At 52.4% G+C, this 20408-nt stretch carries 24 protein-coding genes; all 24 read right to left on the bottom strand.

The genetic code is table 11. The features are described from left to right. Positions 1 to 112: 112 nt before the first annotated feature. The 24 genes from KGZ92_08745 to KGZ92_08630 all read right to left on the bottom strand — a co-directional run bounded on the left by KGZ92_08745 (position 113) and on the right by KGZ92_08630 (position 20407). Positions 113 to 2179 carry a bifunctional 4-hydroxy-3-methylbut-2-enyl diphosphate reductase/30S ribosomal protein S1 gene (locus tag KGZ92_08745; protein ID MBS3889357.1) on the bottom strand — a complete coding sequence of 689 codons (2067 nt, stop codon included), beginning with the start codon at positions 2177 to 2179 and terminating at the stop codon, positions 113 to 115. Next, on the bottom strand, positions 2176 to 2673 hold the full coding sequence (locus KGZ92_08740; GenBank protein ID MBS3889356.1) for a 1-acyl-sn-glycerol-3-phosphate acyltransferase: 498 nt from the start codon (positions 2671 to 2673) through the stop codon (positions 2176 to 2178). Before KGZ92_08740 ends, KGZ92_08745 begins: the two co-directional genes overlap by 4 nt. 70 nt (positions 2674 to 2743) lie before the next feature. Beyond that, a complete protein-coding gene (locus KGZ92_08735; protein ID MBS3889355.1) occupies positions 2744 to 3478 on the bottom strand; it encodes a (d)CMP kinase in 735 nt (244 codons plus the stop codon). Between the two features lie 356 nt (positions 3479 to 3834). Continuing rightward, entirely contained in the window at positions 3835 to 5064 is a 1230-nt protein-coding gene (locus KGZ92_08730) for an NAD(P)/FAD-dependent oxidoreductase (protein MBS3889354.1), read from the bottom strand. Then, entirely contained in the window at positions 5057 to 5782 is a 726-nt protein-coding gene (locus KGZ92_08725) for an rRNA pseudouridine synthase (protein MBS3889353.1), read from the bottom strand. Before KGZ92_08725 ends, KGZ92_08730 begins: the two co-directional genes overlap by 8 nt. Beyond that, a complete protein-coding gene (dapB, locus tag KGZ92_08720) occupies positions 5782 to 6501 on the bottom strand; it encodes a 4-hydroxy-tetrahydrodipicolinate reductase (GenBank protein ID MBS3889352.1) in 720 nt (239 codons plus the stop codon). Before dapB ends, KGZ92_08725 begins: the two co-directional genes overlap by 1 nt. Before the next feature lie 76 nt (positions 6502 to 6577). Beyond that, positions 6578 to 7036: a RidA family protein gene (locus KGZ92_08715; protein MBS3889351.1), complete on the bottom strand. Its 459-nt coding sequence runs from the start codon at positions 7034 to 7036 to the stop codon at positions 6578 to 6580. Positions 7037 to 7103: 67 nt separating this feature from the next. Further along, complete coding sequence (locus tag KGZ92_08710; protein MBS3889350.1) at positions 7104 to 7607, bottom strand: spore maturation protein; 504 nt, start codon at positions 7605 to 7607, stop codon at positions 7104 to 7106. Then, on the bottom strand, positions 7604 to 8161 hold the full coding sequence (locus KGZ92_08705; protein ID MBS3889349.1) for a hypothetical protein: 558 nt from the start codon (positions 8159 to 8161) through the stop codon (positions 7604 to 7606). The genes KGZ92_08710 and KGZ92_08705 overlap by 4 nt, the downstream gene beginning before the upstream one ends. Positions 8162 to 8184: 23 nt before the next feature. Further along, on the bottom strand, positions 8185 to 9336 hold the full coding sequence (locus KGZ92_08700; GenBank protein ID MBS3889348.1) for a D-alanyl-D-alanine carboxypeptidase: 1152 nt from the start codon (positions 9334 to 9336) through the stop codon (positions 8185 to 8187). A 103-nt stretch (positions 9337 to 9439) separates the two neighbouring features. After that, positions 9440 to 9853, bottom strand: a complete 414-nt coding sequence (gene ytfJ, locus KGZ92_08695) for a GerW family sporulation protein (protein MBS3889347.1) — start codon at positions 9851 to 9853, stop codon at positions 9440 to 9442. Further along, positions 9768 to 10514, bottom strand: coding sequence for a DUF2953 domain-containing protein (locus tag KGZ92_08690; protein MBS3889346.1), 747 nt, complete (start codon positions 10512 to 10514; stop codon positions 9768 to 9770). The genes ytfJ and KGZ92_08690 overlap by 86 nt, the downstream gene beginning before the upstream one ends. A 65-nt stretch (positions 10515 to 10579) precedes the next feature. Further along, the gene (gene scpB / locus KGZ92_08685; protein ID MBS3889345.1) at positions 10580 to 11086 is read right to left on the bottom strand and encodes an SMC-Scp complex subunit ScpB; all 507 of its coding nucleotides are present in this window, start codon (positions 11084 to 11086) and stop codon (positions 10580 to 10582) included. Then, positions 11079 to 11810: a segregation/condensation protein A gene (locus KGZ92_08680; GenBank protein MBS3889344.1), complete on the bottom strand. Its 732-nt coding sequence runs from the start codon at positions 11808 to 11810 to the stop codon at positions 11079 to 11081. The genes scpB and KGZ92_08680 overlap by 8 nt, the downstream gene beginning before the upstream one ends. Continuing rightward, a complete protein-coding gene (locus tag KGZ92_08675; protein ID MBS3889343.1) occupies positions 11807 to 12457 on the bottom strand; it encodes a site-2 protease family protein in 651 nt (216 codons plus the stop codon). The genes KGZ92_08680 and KGZ92_08675 overlap by 4 nt, the downstream gene beginning before the upstream one ends. A gap of 2 nt (positions 12458 to 12459) precedes the next feature. Next, positions 12460 to 15075 (bottom strand): CBS domain-containing protein, encoded by a 2616-nt coding sequence (locus KGZ92_08670; GenBank protein ID MBS3889342.1) that lies wholly within the window; start codon positions 15073 to 15075, stop codon positions 12460 to 12462. Positions 15076 to 15161: 86 nt separating this feature from the next. After that, positions 15162 to 15512 carry a stage V sporulation protein AE gene (gene spoVAE, locus KGZ92_08665; protein ID MBS3889341.1) on the bottom strand — a complete coding sequence of 117 codons (351 nt, stop codon included), beginning with the start codon at positions 15510 to 15512 and terminating at the stop codon, positions 15162 to 15164. Next, entirely contained in the window at positions 15509 to 16567 is a 1059-nt protein-coding gene (spoVAD, locus tag KGZ92_08660; protein ID MBS3889340.1) for a stage V sporulation protein AD, read from the bottom strand. The genes spoVAE and spoVAD overlap by 4 nt, the downstream gene beginning before the upstream one ends. Then, a complete protein-coding gene (gene spoVAC, locus KGZ92_08655) occupies positions 16564 to 17031 on the bottom strand; it encodes a stage V sporulation protein AC (GenBank protein MBS3889339.1) in 468 nt (155 codons plus the stop codon). The genes spoVAD and spoVAC overlap by 4 nt, the downstream gene beginning before the upstream one ends. Before the next feature lie 84 nt (positions 17032 to 17115). Continuing rightward, a complete protein-coding gene (locus tag KGZ92_08650; protein ID MBS3889338.1) occupies positions 17116 to 17328 on the bottom strand; it encodes a dodecin domain-containing protein in 213 nt (70 codons plus the stop codon). A 237-nt stretch (positions 17329 to 17565) separates the two neighbouring features. Beyond that, positions 17566 to 18291, bottom strand: a complete 726-nt coding sequence (locus tag KGZ92_08645) for a SigB/SigF/SigG family RNA polymerase sigma factor (GenBank protein ID MBS3889337.1) — start codon at positions 18289 to 18291, stop codon at positions 17566 to 17568. 46 nt (positions 18292 to 18337) lie between these two features. Further along, entirely contained in the window at positions 18338 to 18769 is a 432-nt protein-coding gene (gene spoIIAB, locus KGZ92_08640; GenBank protein MBS3889336.1) for an anti-sigma F factor, read from the bottom strand. 20 nt (positions 18770 to 18789) lie between these two features. After that, on the bottom strand, positions 18790 to 19131 hold the full coding sequence (gene spoIIAA / locus KGZ92_08635; GenBank protein MBS3889335.1) for an anti-sigma F factor antagonist: 342 nt from the start codon (positions 19129 to 19131) through the stop codon (positions 18790 to 18792). A gap of 100 nt (positions 19132 to 19231) precedes the next feature. After that, positions 19232 to 20407: a D-alanyl-D-alanine carboxypeptidase gene (locus KGZ92_08630; GenBank protein ID MBS3889334.1), complete on the bottom strand. Its 1176-nt coding sequence runs from the start codon at positions 20405 to 20407 to the stop codon at positions 19232 to 19234. Between the last annotated feature and the right edge of the window lies 1 nt (position 20408).

The raw sequence follows: 20408 nt of genomic DNA, 5'->3' as shown, positions 1-20408 counted from the left end.
GACGGCTCCTTCCCTCATTTGACAAGTCCTAGAACTATCTTGCCCGATTATCCTGCCATAAAAACAAAAACACGCCGCTTTTAAGCGGCGCGTCTTAGCATGCAGGGGGAGTCTAGTGCTTATCTCTTTCTTTAAGCAAATCTCCGAATTTATCGCCCAAAGTAACCTTGCTCTCCTCGCGGTAGCTCTGATTGCGGTCGTCACGACCGCGCTTGTCACCGCGCTCACGACGCTCCCCTTTTTCGGGGCGCTCTGTCCTTTCCACACGCGGACGATCAACGGCGTCCTTGATGGAGAGGCTGACGCGATGTTCAGTGGGCACGATGGAAAGGATCTTCACTTGGACTTCATCACCGGGTTTGACAGCATCCTCAGTCTTCTCAACTCGCTCATGAGAGAGCTGCGAAATGTGAACCAAGCCCTCAATGCCGGGCGCAATCTCCACAAAAGCACCGAAACTAGCGGTACGCACTATACGACCAGGAACAACAGAGCCAGCAGAGAACTTTTCGCCGATTCTGTTCCAGGGATCGCCTTCGCCCTGCTTGATACTGAGCGAAACGCGACCCTTTTCGCGATCTACCCCTAGAACTTTCACGCGCACTGCTTGACCCTCAGTCAGCGCTTCAGAGGGGTGAGTGACGCGCTGCCAAGCGATCTCTGAGACATGAACTAGTCCGTCAATGCCCCCGAGGTCTACAAAGGCGCCAAAGTCAGTTAGCCGTTGCACAATGCCATCGCGCAGGCTACCCACGAGGAGGGAATCCCAAGTTTTTCCTTTAATTTCCTCAGTCTTCTTCTCTAGGGCTTCTTTGCGCGACACTACGACCCTACGGCGTGCCTCCTCGATTTCTTTGACAATGATCGAGACTGTCTGGCCAACATAGGAGGCGAGGTCAGGTACATAGCGGAGATCAACATGAGAGGCAGGCATGAAAGTTTTGACACCCAAGACGTCAACCATGACGCCTCCTTTTACCGCCTCCAAAATTTTGCCTTGCAGAATTTTTCCAGACTCTCGGGCAGCAGCTAGGTCTTTCATACCCTGTTCTTCGACCGCACGACGTCGCGAAAGCAGCACTTTGTCCTCTTTGGAATCAATGCGGATCACCTGCGCTAGTACGGTATCACCTACTTGGCACAAGTCCATAGGCGAGCGGTCGGGGTCATTGCTTAGTTCATTTTTTGCTATGTATGCTTCCGACTTTTGGCCGATGTCAACACTGACACCTTCGGCGTCCACGCTGACCACTTTGCCTTCGACCAACTGACCTCGTTTTAGATTGGGGAAGCTACTTGTCTCCTGGGTGGCAGTTTCCTCAACTACCGTTTCTTGCTCGTTTAAAACTTTGTTTTCCATGTTCTCCATAGCAACGACGACCTCCTTAATGATCCATGCAGGGGTGGACGCACCCGCGGCGATACCAACGCGATTGGCCGAAACAAACCAGTCTCGTTCGAGCGCATCAGGACTCTCGACCTGGTAAGTGGGCGTGCCCCCCGCCCGACATATGTCGGCCAGATTTCTGGTATTAGCACTATTGTTCCCGCCCACGATTACCATTATATCTACTTCTCTGGCCAATTCATAGGTTGCTTTTTGCCTTTCTTGCGTGGCCCGACAAATAGTTTCTACTGGGGTGACTTTCTTGCCCTGTATCTCTAACCATTCTACCACAGTTTGCCACAGAACGGGAGAGGCAGTTGTTTGAGCCATAACAGCAATTTGCTCCTTAAGAGGAAGACCCCGAAGATCATCCGTACCGCGTACGACAAAGGGCCTCCCTGCCGCATGGGCTAGTACGGCTTCAATTTCGGGATGTGTACTATCACCCACAATGACCACGTCCATGCCCGCCGTAACGGCCTTTGCGGCCTCCTTCTGCAAACGCAAGACATGAGGGCAAGTAGCGTCTACGATTTTAACGCCTCGCTCGCGGGCGGTTTTATACACCAAGGGAGAAGCTCCATGCGAGCGGATGAGTAGAGTGCTGCCGCTCTGTACCTCATCTAAGTCGATCTGCCTGAGCCCTTTTTCTGACAACCTCTGCACAACTGCTGGATTGTGGACGACGGGCCCCAAAGAAAACCCCTGCTCTCTAGCCACTTCCTCGGCCATGACGATGGCCCTCTCTACCCCACCACACATACCTGTGGGGGCAACCACGAAAATTTTCATCGTAAAGAGTCCTTTAAGCTCTTGATACGAGCCATCAACCCGGCAGTAGCCTTGCCCCTTTCGTAGGGTTCAGGGGAAAGTGCGGTTAGTTCGGTTGTTTCACCTATAAGCACCTTGACTGTGCGCCCAAAGCGATATTCCCCTGAAATCGCGGCCGGGATAACGGGCACCCCACCCCTCTCAGCCAACATGGTCACACTACTATAGAAAGGCGCAATCTCGCCATCTTTACTACGTGTACCTTCAGGAAAAATACCCAGCAATTCGCCCTCCTGTAAGATGCGCAAACTCTGCCTAATGGCCTGCATATCGGCGCTGCCCCGTTTCACCGGGAAGACGCCAGCCTTTCTCGCTAGATAACCTACGATGGGCCAGGAGAAGAGTTCTGTTTTACCCATGAAACGGACAGGTCGCTCCACAGCTAGGGCGATGACCACCGGGTCGAAGAGATGTATGTGGTTGGCACAGATAATCGCACCGCCGGTCTTAGGCACTTTTCCTCTACCCACTATTTCTACGCGGTAGAGTAGTCTAACAAGACATCCTGCGAGAAACCTCAGTATTTTATAGTTCATATTGTTTATTAGCGACAATATCTAAGATTTGCCGAATAACTTTATCGATGGGCAAGTCAGTAGTGTCAACTACAATCGCATCAGAGGCAGGGGTGAGCGGCGATACTGCGCGATGGCTGTCAAAATGGTCTCGCTGTATAATTTGCTCCACCACTTCCGCCAAATCTACCCTATGTCCTAAGGCCTCTAGCTCCCGCAAACGTCGCCTGGCCCGCTCTCGCGCGTCGGCAACGAGAAATATTTTCACTGGGGCATCGACGAGTACCGTGGTGCCGATATCACGCCCATCCATCACAATTCCGCCGCTCGCGGCAAGTTGTTGTTGCTTACGGACAATGATCTCGCGTACCGCACCATGGCTTGAAACCAATGACACTGCGGCATTTACTTGTGGTGTGCGAATTTCATCGCCTAAAACCCGACCATCTAGTGTCAGCTGCGAGTCGGAGTTAAGATTAAATGCTAATTTTTCTGCTAACGCACTTAAGGAAGTGCCATCTCGTAGTTCCACGCCTCTTTGTAGAGAGAGCCAAGTCAGGGCACGGTACATAGCCCCGGTGTCTAGGTAACGCAAACCCAACTTCTTGGCCACATTCTGAGCTACGGTACTTTTGCCAGCCCCCGCAGGGCCATCAATGGCAATGTTAATGTTCCTCAAGGCACCCACCCCCACCAAATCAGGCCGTAGTCCCACGGCCCCCCGCAAGTAAATGTGTCTTACCATAGCCCGCGGAAGCTCTTTGTCAACCAACAACATCACTCTTATGCAAAGCAAGGGTGCGCCTGTTACCGCTACTTCCTGCGCGCCTAGCAAGGGCACTTTGCTTAGCCCGCAAGCGCGCGCGGCCTCGGCCGGAAAAGCTGCGCTAATATCAGGCGTTGCAGTAAACATTATGTTGACGATTTCGCTCTCGTGAATACTATTTTCTCCTATGACAGCAAGTAGCAATTCCTGCGTGGCCTCTAAGATATGCTCACGCGCATTTTGTTCACAAGTTGTCGCCCCTCTAATGGCAATAATACTCTTCACCCACTCTAATGACTAGTCTTTGGTGTCCGCTTCTATGCTACTACCTCTCGTCAGTTCTCTCTTGCCGCATAATTTCCTGCCATCGCACCCGTACTCCAGGCGATTTGCAGATTGAAACCCCCCGTATACCCATCAACATCGAGAATTTCTCCTGCGAAGTAAAGTCCACTCACTAGCTTTGACTCCATAGTGCGCGGCTCTACCTCGCTTGTGGTGATACCGCCGCTGGTAATAATGGCCTCGTCAATGGGGCGCTGACGGATGACCGTAAGATTTAAATTCTTGAGCATAAAACTCAATCGTTCAAACTCCGCCTTGGTAATCTGGCTGACCTGACGCTCATGCGGTATTTGCGCTAGCTTGACAAATACCGGAATCAAGGAGGAGGGCAGCAGGTCACCTAAGCTATTGCCAAAGAACTTTCTTCCTGCTACGGCAAAATCGCGTCTTAGACGTGCTTCTAAAACCTCGCGTGTAAGGGCGGGCTTAAGGTCGAGGCGGAGCACGACGCTACCCTGCTCTAGAGACTGCCTCAGGCGACTGCTCAAGGAAAGCACGATCGGACCACTAATGCCAAAGTGCGTGAAGAGCATCTCACCAAACTCCTGCCCTGTGGGCGAGGTGAGCTCAACGTTCTTTAAACTCAAGCCCTGCACTTCCCTAACCCAAGTTTCGGCAACTTCAAGAGGCACCAAGGCGGGCCTCAGGGGCACAATCCGGTGCCCAAGTGAGGCCGCCAGCTTGTATCCATCACCAGAGGAGCCAGTCCGCGGGTAAGAAGCACCGCCCGTGGCCAAAATTACCTTGTCTGCCTCCATAAATCGTCTGCCACCGCTACACTCTAGTATGAAGGTGCCACTTTCCTGCTTAATAATACTCCCTACGCGTGAACCCATGTGTATCCGTACACCAAGACGCAGCAGTTCGCTGTGCAACAGACTAATAACTTCCTGAGCTCTGTCACTAGCGGGAAACACACGATTACCTCTCTCTGTGGTGAGCCTAACTCCTATGCTTTCAAACAGCTCCATGGTGGAACTGCTGTCTAAGTAATTGAAAGCGCTATGCAAGAAACGTCCATTGGTCGGCACATTGCTCACTAACTCATTCACGGAACAGGCATTAGTTATATTGCAGCGCCCTTTCCCGGTGATGGAGAGCTTAACTCCAGGAGAATGGTTCCTTTCGATGACCGTGACCCTAGCTCCACCCCGTGCGGCAAATAGGGCGGCCATCATGCCGGCGGCGCCGCAGCCGATTACAAGCACATTACTAGGCATGGTGAGCTTCCTCCGTTGCTATCACTAACTGCGCGACCTCATCCGACGACAGATGGCGATAGGCCCCGATTGCTAAGTCTCCTAGCGTCAACGGGCCGATTGCTAGGCGCTGCAGATAAACTACCTCATGTCCGACCACCGAGCACATGCGCCTAATCTGCCGCTTTCTTCCTTCAAAAATCGTGAGGAGAAATGTGCTACGAGCTGCCTTATGGGTCAGCTCAGCAACTCGCGCCGCCGCCGTGAGGCCGTCATCAAGCATGACGCCTGCTTCGAGAGCCCCCATCGCCGCGGAAGAAAGGTGCCCCTGAACTTCAACAAAGTAAGTCTTGGCCACATGTCGCGAGGGATGTAGCAACCTATGCGTGAGGTCCCCGTCATTAGTGAACAGCAACAAGCCCTCAGTATCCTTGTCTAGTCTACCCACGGGAAACACCCGCACCTTGATGTCAGTCATTAAGTCCATGACGGTCTTCTGGGCATGGGGGTCCTCTACGGTGGTCACATATCCTCGCGGTTTATTAAGCATGAGGTAGGTCAAACTTTCTCTCTGGCAGAGCGGCTGCCCGTCTACAACCACCTTATCCCCCACACCAACTTTGGTGCCGAGAACTGCCACCTGGCCATTGACCGTAACTCTGCCCTCCAAAATGAGTTCTTCCGCCGCCCGCCGCGAAGCTAGGCCGTGTTGCGCCAGTACCTTTTGTAGACGCAACATCAGGGATTGAGAGCCAGGACATGAGACATGTCGAAGAACCCTGCCTGCTTCCCCGCGACAAAGCGCAGGGCACACAAAACTCCCTGGGCGAAAGCCTCGCGTGTTTCCGCCTGGTGGGTCAAGGTTATGCGCTCACCATGCGCAGCAAAATGCACTTGATGTTCACCGACAACCTCGCCCATGCGCAGGCTGTGACAGGGTACGTCGCGACCGATAAATTCAACTATGCGCTTGGCTGTCCCACTAGGGGCGTCCACCTTGTAACGGTGATGTATTTCCACAACCTCAGCCTCGTAGTCCCCCCCAAGGTGCTTGGCCAGACCCGCTACGGCATGAAAAAAGACGTTTACCCCAGGAGCCATGTTGGGCGAATGCACGATGGGTATGCTAAACGCCGCGGCTCGCACAATATTAAGTTGCTCACCCGTTAAGCCGGTTGTCCCCGAGACAAAGGCGCAGCCCTTTTTTTCTGCCACTGACAGAGCTTTGAGACAGGTTGCTGGCGCAGAAAAATCCACCAGCACATCGACTGCAGTCAAGTCTAGCTCATCCAAGGTAGTTACCTGCGGTCTCGCCACCAGGTCTAACTTCTGACCGCAGAGGGGATGCGTAGCTTGCTCTGCAGCCGCTGTGACCACAATATCAGCTGTCTGATCGATTAATTTGGCAATAAGCGAACCCATTCTGCCTCCAACACCAACAATACCTACCCTTATCAAGTCAGCACCACCCTTCCTCAGCCGTAATTTATGTTGCCCCGTCCACTGAAAAAAAGCCCCCGCAAGGGGGTCTTTACTACTCCACTTCCACAATCATCTCGACTTCTACGGCGGCGTTAAGAGGTAGAGAGGCTACGCTCACCGCAGCTCGGGCATGAATGCCTTTCTCGGCAAATATTAGCTGCAAAAGCTCTGAAGCTCCGTTAATCACCTTGGGTTGGTCGCCAAATGTTGGCAAGCTACTGACAAAACCGGTGAGTTTCACTATGCGTTTAATCTTGTCCAAGTTTGGCTCGACCGTCTTAATAGCGGCGAGGCAGTTAAGAGCACAAATTCGCGCGGCTTCATAAGCGGCACTGATATCGAGGTCTTGTCCTACCATGCCTTTCCATTTGAGCTCACCTTTGACCGTGGGAAGTTGGCCAGAAACAAAAATCAGACTCCCTGCGCGCACCGCTGGCACATAGGCTGCAACTGGCTTGGCTGCCTCGGGGATGACCAGGCCCAATTCGTTCAATCTTGCGTCAATACCCATCTGTAGACCCCCTCTAATTCACTTGGGTTAATCTTGCCACAAGCGATGGGTAAAAGCAACCGCTTCTCTAATTAAAGAGATGGTGAACAATAGCTACGGCCGCGAACAGGCTCGCCATGTCAGAAAGCAAGCCCACTACCAAGCCATGCCGCATTTTCTTGACGCCAATCGCTCCGAAGTACACCGTCAGCACATACAGAGTGGTGTCATTACTCCCCTGTATGGTTGATGCCAAGAGTCCCACAAACGAATCAGGCCCATGCTCTGCCAAGATGCCATGTGTCACCGCCAATGACCCACTGCCAGTCAGCGGCCGCAGTAGTGCCAGCGGTACTACCTCTGAAGGCATGCCCAGACCTTGTACTACATTCCCCACATGATGCACCAAGAGAGCCATCAAACCGGAGGCCTCTAGGAGGTTCACTGCTAAAATCATGGCGAGAACATAGGGAAACAGGCGCACAACTATGAGCGCGCCTTGCTTGGCCCCGAGAACGAACTCATCGAAGACTGGTACCCCCCGCCACAGACCAGTCGCCAAAATCACCGCGCAAATAATAAGTAGTATCATCTGCTCCACCACCTAGAGAGCAAACGATCGGCGATTAGACCAACACTTAAGCCAAATAGGCTGGCCAAAAGAGTTGCTCCAATGATGCTCATCGGGTTTTCACTGCCCGCCGCTAAGCGGAGACCCACCACCGTCGCCGGGAAGACTGTTACCCCCGTAGTATTCATCACAATCAACGTGCACATCGCGTCTGTGGCCGTATCTTGGCGCGGGTTCTGCTCCTGCATAGCTCTCATGGCCTCAAGCCCTAGAGGCGTGGCGGCATTGCCCAACCCCAGCAGGGTGGCACAGACATTAGACATCACTAGGCGTAGGGCCCTATCTTCTCGCCTCAGGGAGGGGAAGAGCCGGACAAATAAGGGCCTGAGCAGAAACCCTAGTGCCTTCAGCAATCCTGCTGCTTCAGCAACGCGATTCATCCCCGACCAAAAAGCCACAGTACCAATTAGACCGAGTGTCAGGGCTAGTGCTTGTTCACCACTCCTCGCCAGGGAATTGGCCAGTGCCTGTGCATCACCGCCCACCAGGAACATGTACCCAATCGAGATTAGCACGCCAACTCCCCAGATAGTGTTCATCATAAGGCAGGCGTAAAGGGCCAGTTCACAAACTGAACGTAGTCCCTCACTTGGCGAAGAAGTTGCCGCCACAGCGATGCCTCGCGCACCACGGTATCGCTAATGAGCTCTACTCGGCCCCAAAGCTCTCCCCGCGAGCTTACGGTTAACTCGCCTAGCACTTGTGCCAAGGCGATGGGCGGCTTCAAAAATTTTGGTAGAATGACCTGCACCTCGGCCTCGGCAGCGGGCTCTTCGCGATGCCCCTGTACCCACCAGAGGTCCTGAGCTGCCACTACACCGACAAGCGAGGGCTCTCCTCCTGGCACTGACACCTGTCCCTGAAAGAGACCGCGTGGCACCACTAATGTTGGAGCATAGTTGGCGAACCCAAAAGAGAGTAAAGAACGGCTCTCGCCGTAGTGGTTGGGAGAATTGAGTACGATACTGAGCAATTGCCAACCATGCCTAGTTGCCGAAGCGGCAAAGCAGTGGCCAGCCGCGACCGTCCATGCGGTCTTAATGCCGTCGGCCTGCTCTTCCATCTGCAGTAGCCTATTCTTGTTATGCCAAATGCGGGGCACATCTCCCCCGTATCTCCGACTATCGAACCGTTCTGTTCTGACAACCGACCGCAAAAAGGGATTGTGAAGCAGGCTTCGTGTTATAAGTGCTAAATCGTAGGCAGTGGAGTAGTGATCTCGCGCATGGAGGCCATGTGGATTACTGAAATTAGTGTCGAGCGCGCCAAGCTCCTTTGCCCGTTTATTCATGGCCTGGCTAAAGGGTGCCACTCCCCCCGCCAAGAAGTAAGCGATAGACATCGCCGCATCATTGCCGGACCGCAACAACAGGCCATAGACTAAATTGCGCAGGCTAATACTTTCCCCCGCAGTAAGCCAGATATTGCTTGGGGGAACAGTTATCCATTCCTCCTGCACCGTAACCAACTCGTCTAGTTTTCCGCTTTCTGCTGCCAGCAGGGCCGTCATAATCTTGGTGAGACTAGCCATCGGCAGGCGAGAATGTATGTTCTTGCCATAGAGAACGCGGCCGCTGTTGACATCCATAAGGATGGCGGCCCTAGCAGCCACACCTAGGGCCTCGCCACTTGTGAAAAAGCAGCCTAAGCCCATAATAATCGCTATGAGGACCGCTACAGCCCGCACCAAGATGCACCCCCTCGCCTCTTTAGAGTATATGGCGAGCAGAAAACACCTAGCACATGCAAAAAGAGACCGCGAGGTCTCTTTTCGTGGGCGTCAGTCGAGGTCATTAAGGTGTCGAGGGGGTACTGCCATTACGATTTTGGGGTATCGGCGGTTTCAACATGGAGCCGATTTGTTGAATTAGTTGAGGCGCTACATCCAAAATACGCTCCGCCATAGTGTTCGCATCGACTGGCAGCAAGCGAATATTGCCTCCACCCACAACTAGGAAGGCCACCGGTTGTAAAGTTACCCCGGCACCGGAGCCACCGCCAAACGGGTAACCTCCGTCCGCTTGTACCTTGCCCACATCAAACTCACTGCCACCTGCGGCAAATCCAAAAGTCACGCGAGAAATGGGCATGATTACACTGCCATCTGGCGTTTCCACCGGATCACCAACAATGGTGTTGACGTCTACCATGTCCTGAATGCTTTCCATGGCTGTCTTCATCAGCCCTTGGATTGGATGACTTTCCACTGCGTTCACCCCTTTTTTTACGCTTACGTTTTTCTTTCCATAGAATATAGCCTGCACCTATAATATGTACGACTCGCAAGGACAATATGCAGTGCAAGAAGGTCTGGAATTTGCGCTCGTTAAAGCTCGGAAAGACCGCTATGGTCATGTTTTTGTCCTCTATGGTGAGGCGAGACTGTAGTGACCCGAGGAGCATGCCCTTTAAACCCCAGAGCATGCCGCAGAGAATCGCTGTAGAGGCCGCATCTCCCGTACCAATGGCGGTCTGCCATGATAGGGAGCGCAATTTAGTTCTTCGCTCTGCGTACTGGATGACTCGTCGGTAATCCTGTACTAAGCCCTGCACCGCCCGCGCTAGTCGCAGCAGCTTCTGGCTGTCGCTGATATCAGCCTCCATGCGGTAGTCAACAACAGGAGCATCTCCCACTTCTTCCTTGGTGGTCACCTGCACTTCTAATCGCAAGGACTCCAGGGTGGGGCCAAGATCTACCACAGAAACCTCTGTGCGCTGGAAAACTACGCCATAGGGGCCGAGCATGCGAATGGTAACGCGATCATCAGACCCTTTGCGCTCATACTTTAACTCGACCTCAGCTTTTGCTAGTAAGAGTGCCACCACGCCTAGCACGACTAACATGATGGCTAAAATTTGCAGCTCCATGACACACCTACTTAGACCCATTGTTCTAATGTGTCCAAAACTAAAGGCGCGCATGCAGCGCGCCTTTAAGGTAGCAAGCCGGGTGTTGGCAAATCCTTGAGCGAACGGAGGTTGAAGTGATGCAGGAAGCGTTCGGTAGTGCCATATAGTATGGGGCGACCGATGGTGTCTTTGCGCCCCACTTCACACACTAACTCTTTTTCCGCTAATGTCAGTAAGGCCCGCTCACACTTAACTCCGCGTATTTCTTCGATTTCTGCCCTTGTAATGGGCTGCTTGTAGGCCACAATCGCTAGAACCTCAAGTGTCGGTTGCGACAACCGGTACTGCCGTACCGCGGTAAGTCGTAGCACTAAATCAGCAGCTTCTGGTTTCGTCAATAGCTGTAAACTATCGTTAGTATACCGGAGCTGTACGCCTCGCGTTGCCTCAGCAAAGCTACACTCTAATTGTTCCACCAGAAGGTCTAGGCTTTTCTCGTCTAGGGATAGCAGTTCCCGGAGTCGGGTCTTTTCGATAGGTTCGCCGGAAGCAAAGAGAAGCGCTTCGAGCAACCCCTGTTTACTAAGCAACTTGGCCGCCCTCCTTGCTCTCTAAGTAAAAATTAGTCGATTCGCCATGGAGCACGACTTCTCCCAAGCGAATCAGTTCTAGCAGTCCTAAGAAAATCATGATTATCTCGAGTCTAGAGCAAGTGGCAGGAAGAATCTGCGCAAACTGAACCCTGCCCTGCCTTCCGATAGTGCGGCGCAGTACATCCATGGCCCAAGGCAAGGAGCACTCGGGCGGCGCTATTTCGAGAAAATGGGGGCTCCGCGTGCGCAGCGCCTGCTCAAACGCTGCCGTTAACGAAAGCAGCGATACTTTACCGAGTAAGACATTGGCTGTGGGCATGTCTAGAGCCCCTGTTGCGCCACGCGGACTGAGCAGGGCCGACTGAGAGGCCAAGTTTTCGAGTACTAACACAACCTCACGATAATTTTCATAGGGAAAATCCGCCGCGAGAGACGGCGGCAGGGTGGAACTTATAGTCGCCAGAGCCTCAGTCTCTTCTACTTCGTCAGCAGGCAGTAGCCGACGCGACTTCAGTCGCAGGAGTGTAGAACAAAGCACCAACTGCACTCCTGCCTCATCGACAGACAAAGGCGCATAGCAGTCCATAATAGTTTCGATGACCTGCGCGACAATGTTCTCTAAGCGCACAGACAGTATATCCATTTCATGCTCCACGAGCAGGCGCACGAGCTTGGCAAAAGATCCCGAGAAATTCTCGCAGCTGACTACTACTTCACTCATACAAAAATCCCGACAAAAGCTAGTACCACTCCGTACATCATGTCAAGCAAGAAGCCACCAATAGGTAGCACCGTATATGATGTAATGCCGGTCATGACGACTACTAACAACAGCAACATGCCCCATTGATTTGTGAACGACTGAAAACGATATGAGTACTTACCCGGCAGTAGACCAGCAAGTATTTTAGAGCCATCAAGGGGCGGTATGGGCAGCAAATTAAAGACGGCCAGAAAAATGTTCAGCGAAATGGCCGTGCTAAGCAGTTCCCCCACAAAGCCCCCCATTTGAGCAGGGTTCAGTATCATAACGAGAATGTGTGCGACCACTAAGACAAAGGCAGTAACAATGTTCGCAGCAGGGCCAGCCACAGAAACGAGCACCATCCCCTGCCGCCGGTTGCGGTAGTACTTAGGGTCAATCTCTACGGCTTTGCCCCAGCCAAAGCGAAAGAACATGATCATGAGAAAACCAACGGGATCGATATGCGCGATAGGATTGAGCGTCAGCCTGCCTTGCCACTTGGGCGTGGGGTCTCCCAAGCGATGCGACACATAGGCATGTGCAAATTCATGCACTGTTAGTGCCAAGAGCAACGCAGGCAGCAAAAAGATTAAGTTTTCCGGAAGCAGTGCTAGTAAGTCCATGCTTAGTTTCCTCCCTTTTGGTTGCGCTCGAGGAGCAAATCGAGGTATTCCAGCTCGTCTTCCCTGCTTGCTACTAGGCGTTCGAGACGAGCTTTCTTAATATCTCGCAGCAGCCTGCCAAGAAGCGGCCCTGGAGCAATGCCACGCTCGATAAGATCCTGACCTTTGAGAGACATTTTGACAGAGCCTAATGCTTGCATGGCCTCTATTCTTTTGGCTCCCTCTTTACTAGCCAGTGCGCCAAGTATTACTTTTGTCTCGGCATGTAGGGGCTCGTACATAAGAAGTAATTCTGCTAAATTCGCTTCTTCCAGAGAGAGGGCACCGAGTATCTGTGCCGCTTGTTCCATCACCTCAAGGGCGACATCGCGTGCTTTGCGTGGCAATTTAAGGCTCTCAATAAGTGGCGGCCATTCTGCATAGGGCCGGTACAGAAACAATACCGTGCTGTAAATAGCAAACACATCGAGCTCTGTTAAATCCACCTGGGTCACAGTGCGTAAGACATCTATTTGCCGATCAGTTAGCCGAAACTGTGGCAAGATATGTGGCCAGATAGCTAGCTCGTCCATGCGTAGGATGGCTCGGGGGGCCGACGCCTCGACAAACAACAAACGTAACTCCTCGCGCAACTTCTCGCGCGAAACTTTCTCCAGCACACCATTGTCGAGGGCATGGCGTAAAAAACGTTCCGTTTGTTCTTCTAAGGCGTAGCCATATCGTTGCTCAAATCGCACGGCACGTATGATGCGGGTAGGGTCTTCGACAAAACTTAGGTTGTAGAGCACTCGTACCAATCCTGCTTGAAGATCATCTCGCCCCCCGTAAAAATCAAGCAAATTACCAAACAGAGATGAGCTAAGCGGCACAGCGAGAGTGTTGATGGTGAAATCACGCCGATAGAGGTCTTGTCTTATAGTCGCATATTCTACATCAGGCATGGCCGCTGGCATCGCATAGAATTCAGTGCGCGCCGTGGCAAAATCAATCTGATCACCTGAGGGCAGGGTGAGGGTCGCCGTGCCAAACTTTGGGTAATCAACGCATTCAGCCCCTAGCAGCTTGGCCACGATTTTAGCGATAGGAATGGCCTCAGGCTCTACTACTAAATCTATATCTACATTGGGATAGCCCACCAATATATCTCGCACCAGACCGCCCACAAGGTATACTTTAGCGCCATACCGCTCCGCTTCCTGCCCAATCAAGAGCAAGAGGCCAATCGTTTTGTTGCCCAAGTGCTTTTCCAGTAAGGGGGCAATGTTAGGCAGCTCTAAGTCAAGCGCCTCAGGCTGCGAACGAAAAGTGGTCTGATACCAATGTGGGTAGCTTTTGCCGTGCAAGGTACGCAACACATCTGTGCGCGTGACTATGCCGATGATGCCGCCCTCTGCATCTACCACGGGCAAGCGACCGATGTCTTTACCCATCATTAAACGTTGCACTTCATCCATGGAGGCTTCTCCGTTTACGGTAACGACCACAGTAGACATAAACCCTTTGACGGGAGCATTTTGCAGTCCATGATGATTGGCCTTGTCGAGATCGCGCCTAGAAATAATGCCGATTAAGCTACCGCCTTGGACCACAGGCAAGCCGCTGTGACCACTGCGTAGCATCATGTGCCCGGCCTCTTCCATGGTCATCTCGGGGTCAACACTTTTTACCGGCGAACTCATAATATCCTTAGCGCGAAGGGGTGGCTCGACTACGCTTGGCAAAACTTGCTCAATCAAGTCCAGGAGCTCCACTATCCCTTTACCCTTGACGGTGGCGGCCGCAGCTTGCTGATGTCCGCTGCCCCCAAAATGACGCATCAGGGCATGCATGTTCACGCGGTCATTCTTGCTACGCCCTACTATATGCACTCGTCCATCCATATTCACAGCCACAATACAGGCATCACAGTCATCAATTTCAGCCAGCCGTGAAGCCAACACGGCAAGTCCGTCCACATATTCGTTGACCTCACATGAGGTTAGCCTTATCTTAGCGTCTTTCACAGACACTTCACGAGAGGCAGTGAGCAATTCTTCAAAGAGGGTGCGCTGCCCATCGCTCAGCGGGCTACGAACATAACTAGCAATGACCTCTAAGTTAGCCTGCTGGCTGAGGAGAAAAGCCACCGCCTTGGCGTCCCTAGGCGATGTGGTGCCAGAGGTTAGGCACGCAGTGTCTGAATAGATACCGACTGCCATCACCGTGGCTTGGCTGGGGCTGAGAAATAACCCCCTGCTCGCAATCTCTTCCACCAACAGGGTGGTAGTGGCCCCTACCATTTCTACTTGCAGCTTGGCCCATGAGGGCAGATTACTCTGTAAGGGATGATGGTCGATAATGCTTAAGCGCACGTCGCTGCGCTCAAAAATGGATTTGAATTTACCAATACGTTCGGGGCGCTGTGTATCTAGCACATAAAGATGGGTAACTTCTTGCACATTGATATGGTCAGCGGATGTAATATTGAGACTGTCCTTGTAGAGTGAATAGAGCTCGCGCACCTTCTTGTTAATATGGCCCGGAAAACAAGCTAGCGCCCTGGGTCTTAGTACTTTAGTAGCAACTAATGACCCTAGGGCGTCAAAATCGGCATTGGCATGGCATACTACTACCTCCACCTAAACACCCCCACACATGACTACCTAATTATAGCATAGAAAAACACAACCGCGTTCCCAACATAACGCGATTGCGCAGGGCACTGCTATCCTTTAGGGTCAAAAATAAGGGCACAGAAGAAACCAAAGACTATAGCCGCAGTAATTCCCGAACTAGTCAGGTCAAAAATCCCACCCATGACTCCGTAAAGCCCCGCTGTGGCCTTTTCTTGTAATGCGCCTTGCACTAATTGATGGCCGAAACTCGTTATGGGGACTGACGCACCTGCCCCCGACCATTCTACCAAGGGGCCATACATTCCAAGGCCAGAGAGGACGCCCCCAGCGACAACTAGGACCGTGAGAACGTGAGCAGGGGTCAACGGGGTTAGGTCGATGAGTAATTGGCCGATAGCACAGATTGCCCCACCCACTAAGAAGGCATAGAGAAATATCATCGTAACTCCTCATCTGCCAAATGGTCATGGCACATTTCTATAGCGACAGCATGAGCAACACAGGGGATGGTCTCGCCTTGCTGGTAGGTAACAGGGCTAAGCAGTGCTCCTGTGCCGACTAACAAGAGACGCTTTATGGTGTAGGAGCTGAGCATGTCTAGGAGGTAGCCACAAAGAACGGCGGCGCTAGAACCGCAACCAGAGCCACCGGCAAAGACAGGCTGTTCATGGCGGTCATAAATCATCAGCCCGCAGTCGTTAAGGCGACTCCCCAAGTCCAAATTGGATTGATGCAGCAGTTCTTTAAGGATAGCGTGGCCAACATAGGCTAGGTCGCCTGTCACTACTAGGTCGTAATGGTCCGCCGCTAAAGCCAGATCGGCGAAGTGCCTTAGCAAGGTGTCAGCTGCGGCTGGAGCCATGGCCGAGCCCATGTCGAAGGGATCCTTGATACCTAGATCACAGACCTTGCCTACGGTAAAGTGCGTAATGCGCGGCATGGGACTTTGGCAGTGGAGGCCATTACTAAGGAGTAGCGCCCCAGCCGCAGTAACGGTATGCTGGCTGTAGGGCGGTCGTTGTCCTCCGTACTCAGTTGGATAACGGTACTGACGTTCAGAAGTAGCATTATGACTAGAAGCAGCTGCCACCGTGTACTGGGCAAAACCGCCATCAATGAGTACCGCCCCAAGACCTGCCGACTCCGCCATGGTGGAACAAGCGCCGTACAAACCTAGCATGGGTATGCCTAGATCGCGAGCCGCGAAGTTAGCCGCAATACACTGGTTGAGCAAGTCCCCTGCCAGTAAGTAGTCCACGCTTTGGGTGGACAAACTGCCTTTGCCGAGTGCGATCTCTACCGCCTCTTTGATCATAGTTGTTTCCGCTGCTTCCCAACTCTTAGCGCCAATTAGCAGGTCAGGGTAGACCACGTCAAAGCTCCCCTGCAGGGGACCTGCCCCTTCGAGTGGGCCCACGCAAGCAGCCGAACTAAGAATCGCCACCGGCCGCGAGAAAACCATAGACTGCAAACCGACTTTCTTCCGCGCCTTCATAACCACTGCACCAAGGCGTGTATAAGTCCCACAACGAAGGCTGTAACCGCACCGTAAACAATAACCGGCCCAGCCAACTGAAACATGCGTCCTCCCACACCCAAGATGTAGCCCTCACGCTTAAACTCTATCGCCGAAGAGACAATGGAATTGGCAAAGCCGGTGACTGGCACCCCTACCCCAGCCCCCGCAAACTGCCCGAGGTAATCCCACACTCCAAGGCCTGTCAAAATAGAGGCAATCAATATCAGTGTTGCCACCATCGGACTCGCCGCCTGCTCCTCCTTAAATCCCAACCATATATAGAAAAAGATCAGTCCTTGACCAAGCACCGAAACTAATCCTCCTACCACAAAGGCCACTAAGGTGTTCCGCCATACAGGAATCTTCAACCTCTTTTGCGCACTCAGTTGCTGGTAGTCTTTGCGCTGCAACTGTTTTTTACGAGCCTTGCTGCCAACCATCGTCACACCTCCCCCTCTATTGTTCACAAGAGAGAAAAGGATAATACAAGAAGAAGATGCCCCGCGAAACGGGACATCCTCACTTCAGCGCTGTGGTTCTACGAGAAAAGCCACTTTCACATTGGCTTTATATTCCACTATGTGTCCTCTCTCCACATTGCCAGTCATATTGTAGACTTCTACTCCGGTAATATTGTCGACGGTGCGTGCGGCCTCCTGCACTGCGTTTTCAATTGCCTCTTGCCAACCACGGGTGGAGTCACCCACCAACTCAAGAACTTTTACCACTTGCGCCATGTCGCACCTCCTCATTTGTCAGCTGTAGCCTGACCATCGTTGCGCCATGGGGTCTCCTATCATCTTGGCGCACAGAGAGGTACCACCACGACCAAGCAACAATTGTGAGCATTGCTGCCAGAGCAACCACGTACATCTGTTTTCGCCGGAGCCGCATGTCTTCCACCTCGGTTGTCAGGGTGCAACCTTACTTGGTCGCTCAAACCTAGTATCTCCACAACTTATCAAATCATGTAGCTAGTCGAGGAGCCGGCGCAAGCGAGCTAAAATTGCTTTTTCTAAGCGCGAAATCTGCACTTGACTAACACCGAGCTCACTAGCCACTTGAGACTGCGTCCTGTTTTCGAAGTACCTAGCGGTAATAATACGCTGTTCCTTGGGCGACAGACTGGCCATTAGCTGTTGCAGGGCGATGTTCTCCACTACTGCCTCTTGCACCGGTTCCTCTAGTTTAAGACAGTCAACCAAGTACATAGAGTTACTGTCGGACGAAGATATCTTCTCTTCCAATGAAGCCATGGGGCGCATAGCAAGCAATGCCGAGACAATCTCTTCTTCATTTAACTCGAGCGAGGCGGCGATTTCGCTAAGACGGGCATCCCTACCCAGTTCGGCCCGTAATGTTTCGCTACATTTTCGCACTCGATGTGCCGTCTCCTTGATAGAACGCGACACTTTTATAGGCCCGTCATCGCGCAAAAAGCGGCGAATCTCCCCGATGATCAGGGGAACGGCATAGGTAGAGAATCTCACCCCGATATTAAGATCAAATCTGTCTATGGCCTTCAAGAGGCCGATACAGCCAATTTGAAAGAGGTCTTCGGGATCGTGTCCACTGTTTAAAAAACGAGTCACGAGCGAATACACGAGACGTGCGTGACCTAGGAGCATTTTCTCACGGACTGACTTATCTCCAGCGCGAAGACTACGCAAGTGTGCTTGTGTATCAGCTTCGCTCAGCACGGGACCACTGGCTACCTTCTTGGCGTTTATCGTGCTCATTACGGCTCTATTGTACTTTACGCAGGAGGTACTTAGTCATCTTCACCTTAGTCCCCTGCCCAAGTGTTGAGTCTATCTCTACCTCATCCATGAAATTCTCCATGACCGTAAACCCAAGACCGCTGCGTTCGTGCTCAGGTTTGGTTGTAAATAACGGTTGACGGGCTGTCTCTACATCAGCAATGCCCTGTCCGGCATCAGAGATAGTAAATTCCACAACACCCGCTGCCACTGTGCCACTTACTATAATTTCGCCGCAGCACTCATGGTAGCCATGAATAATGGCATTAGTCACCGCTTCTGACACTGCCGTTTTGATTTCATTTATCTCTACTAGTGACCAGTCACCCGCCTGAAGAGCAAAAAGAGCAGCTGTAGTGCGCGCAAACTTTTCGTTTTGTGACAGCGCAGGCAGGCGCAGCTCGAACCAATTTTCCATTTTTTTCCCCCATTTCTCAGCTATCTCTTCAGTGAAACGAGCGCCGCCTCTTCGGATTCATAGACCGGGATAATGCGAGGTAGCCCTGCCATTTGGTACAACCGCTCTATATATGGGTGCAACGAGCAGGCACCTACTTTGCCACCCGCAGCATTAACCCTCCGGTAGCGACCTAGTATGACGCCTAAGCCAGAGCTATCCATAAAAGTAAGACCGGGCAAATTGAACAAAAGATGGATGGCTATCTCCTTGTCCAGCTCTTTTTCCACCAGCTGCCGCAGTTTGTCGGCGGCGTGGTGGTCTAACTCACCTTTCAGTGTCACCACTAAGACATTACCGCGGTATCTCAAATCAATCTCCATTAACGTCAACCTCCCTTTGCTATGGGATTCTCTCCTTGGCAAACAAATCCTGCCGCAACAAAGAAAAAACCCCCAAAATGGGGGATGCGGTAGTTTGTAGCTAGCGCAGTAAGCGGCGCCATAGTCGGTTAAAGAAAAGAAAGGCCGAAGCGCGAGGTACATTCTCTGCCGCCATTAAGTCAACTTGTCTTACAACCTTGCCGTCCTGAAGGATCGTCAGTCTACCCATAATCTGACCCGCAGCCACTGGCGCCTCCACAGCGAAGAATTCGGTTTTCTGCTCCCAGGCGCTCTTCTGGCCCTTAGGAAAAATAATATCCAAGTAGTCTGCAGCATAAAGCTTCACTTGCTCCGTCTGACCTTTTTGTACCCGAGCGAGGCCTACTTCTTGGCCCTTTTCCACGACGCGCTTCCCCTCGTAAGTGGCGAAGCCATAATCTAGGAGTTGCACTATATCGCTGTTGCGCTCTGCCGGGGTGTTTCCACCTAGAACGATGGCAATTAGACGCAGTTGGCCGCGCTTAGCTGTCGCAGACAAACACCAACCAGCTTTCGTTGTCCAGCCGGTCTTAAGACCGTCATAACCTGGGTAGGTGGCCAGGAGATGGCGATTGGTATTAGCGAGCATACTGCGCACGCGCGCCCGTTCGAGGTGAGTTACCCTGATACTGACAAAGTCGTGCACTCTCTCATGCTTAAGTAAGGCGCGCGTCATCAGAGCTACATCGTAAGCTGAGGAGAAGGGCTGACCGATGTCGAGTCCACAAGCGCTGGTAAAATTGGTGTTGGTCATTCCTAGCCCACGCGCTCTTTCATTCATAAGGGCAACAAAGCCTACCTCACTGCCGGCAATAAACTCTGACAGGGCTACCGCGGCATCATTGGCCGAGACTACTGCCACAGCCAAAAACAGCTGCTCGACGGTAAGAACTTCGCCCTCTTCCAGCCAAATTTGCGAGCCTCCGTACTGGCGTGCGTGGCTACTAATGCGCACCTGATCATCCCATGTGATGCGATTTGCTTCTATCGCTTCTAAGACCAAGAGCTTGGTCATAATTTTGGTCAGACTGGCAATAGGCCTCTGTTGATGCTCGTCCTTCGCCAAGAGAATGGTGCCCGTTCCCATATCCATCAATAGCGCCTGTGGAACCCGGAGGGCCTCCGACAACGCCATCGCAGGGAGGCTTCGATTTGTGGCTGTGGCCTCGACAACGGGGATAGGAATAAGACAGAGACACAAAATCGCGACGACTGCCAGGATATGCCGCTGTGACAAG

This window comes from Bacillota bacterium (assembly GCA_018333655.1).
In the GTDB taxonomy this organism is placed as follows: Bacteria; Bacillota; UBA994; order UBA994; family UBA994; genus BS524.
The sequence above is the reverse complement of the archived record's forward strand: the minus strand, read 5'-3'. Positions and strand labels throughout refer to the sequence as shown.

Excerpts from the sequence above, each read along its gene's own strand:
- KGZ92_08650 (MBS3889338.1), bottom strand. The coding sequence starts at position 17,328 with ATGGCGCAAGTGGTAAAAGTTCTTGAGTTGGTGGGTGACTCCACCCGT.
- KGZ92_08715 (MBS3889351.1), bottom strand. The coding sequence starts at position 7,036 with ATGGGTATTGACGCAAGATTGAACGAATTGGGCCTGGTCATCCCCGAG.
- spoVAD (MBS3889340.1), bottom strand. The coding sequence starts at position 16,567 with ATGAAGGCGCGGAAGAAAGTCGGTTTGCAGTCTATGGTTTTCTCGCGG.
- KGZ92_08675 (MBS3889343.1), bottom strand. The coding sequence starts at position 12,457 with ATGGACTTACTAGCACTGCTTCCGGAAAACTTAATCTTTTTGCTGCCT.
- KGZ92_08730 (MBS3889354.1), bottom strand. The coding sequence starts at position 5,064 with ATGCCTAGTAATGTGCTTGTAATCGGCTGCGGCGCCGCCGGCATGATG.
- KGZ92_08735 (MBS3889355.1), bottom strand. The coding sequence starts at position 3,478 with ATGGTAAGACACATTTACTTGCGGGGGGCCGTGGGACTACGGCCTGAT.
- KGZ92_08690 (MBS3889346.1), bottom strand. The coding sequence starts at position 10,514 with ATGGAGCTGCAAATTTTAGCCATCATGTTAGTCGTGCTAGGCGTGGTG.
- spoIIAA (MBS3889335.1), bottom strand. The coding sequence starts at position 19,131 with ATGGAGATTGATTTGAGATACCGCGGTAATGTCTTAGTGGTGACACTG.
- KGZ92_08680 (MBS3889344.1), bottom strand. The coding sequence starts at position 11,810 with ATGAGTGAAGTAGTAGTCAGCTGCGAGAATTTCTCGGGATCTTTTGCC.
- spoIIAB (MBS3889336.1), bottom strand. The coding sequence starts at position 18,769 with ATGGAAAATTGGTTCGAGCTGCGCCTGCCTGCGCTGTCACAAAACGAA.
- KGZ92_08710 (MBS3889350.1), bottom strand. The coding sequence starts at position 7,607 with ATGATACTACTTATTATTTGCGCGGTGATTTTGGCGACTGGTCTGTGG.
- spoVAC (MBS3889339.1), bottom strand. The coding sequence starts at position 17,031 with ATGGTTGGCAGCAAGGCTCGTAAAAAACAGTTGCAGCGCAAAGACTAC.
- KGZ92_08745 (MBS3889357.1), bottom strand. The coding sequence starts at position 2,179 with ATGAAAATTTTCGTGGTTGCCCCCACAGGTATGTGTGGTGGGGTAGAG.
- KGZ92_08725 (MBS3889353.1), bottom strand. The coding sequence starts at position 5,782 with ATGTTGCGTCTACAAAAGGTACTGGCGCAACACGGCCTAGCTTCGCGG.
- spoVAE (MBS3889341.1), bottom strand. The coding sequence starts at position 15,512 with ATGATATTTCTCTATGCCTTCTTAGTGGGTGGGGCAATCTGTGCTATC.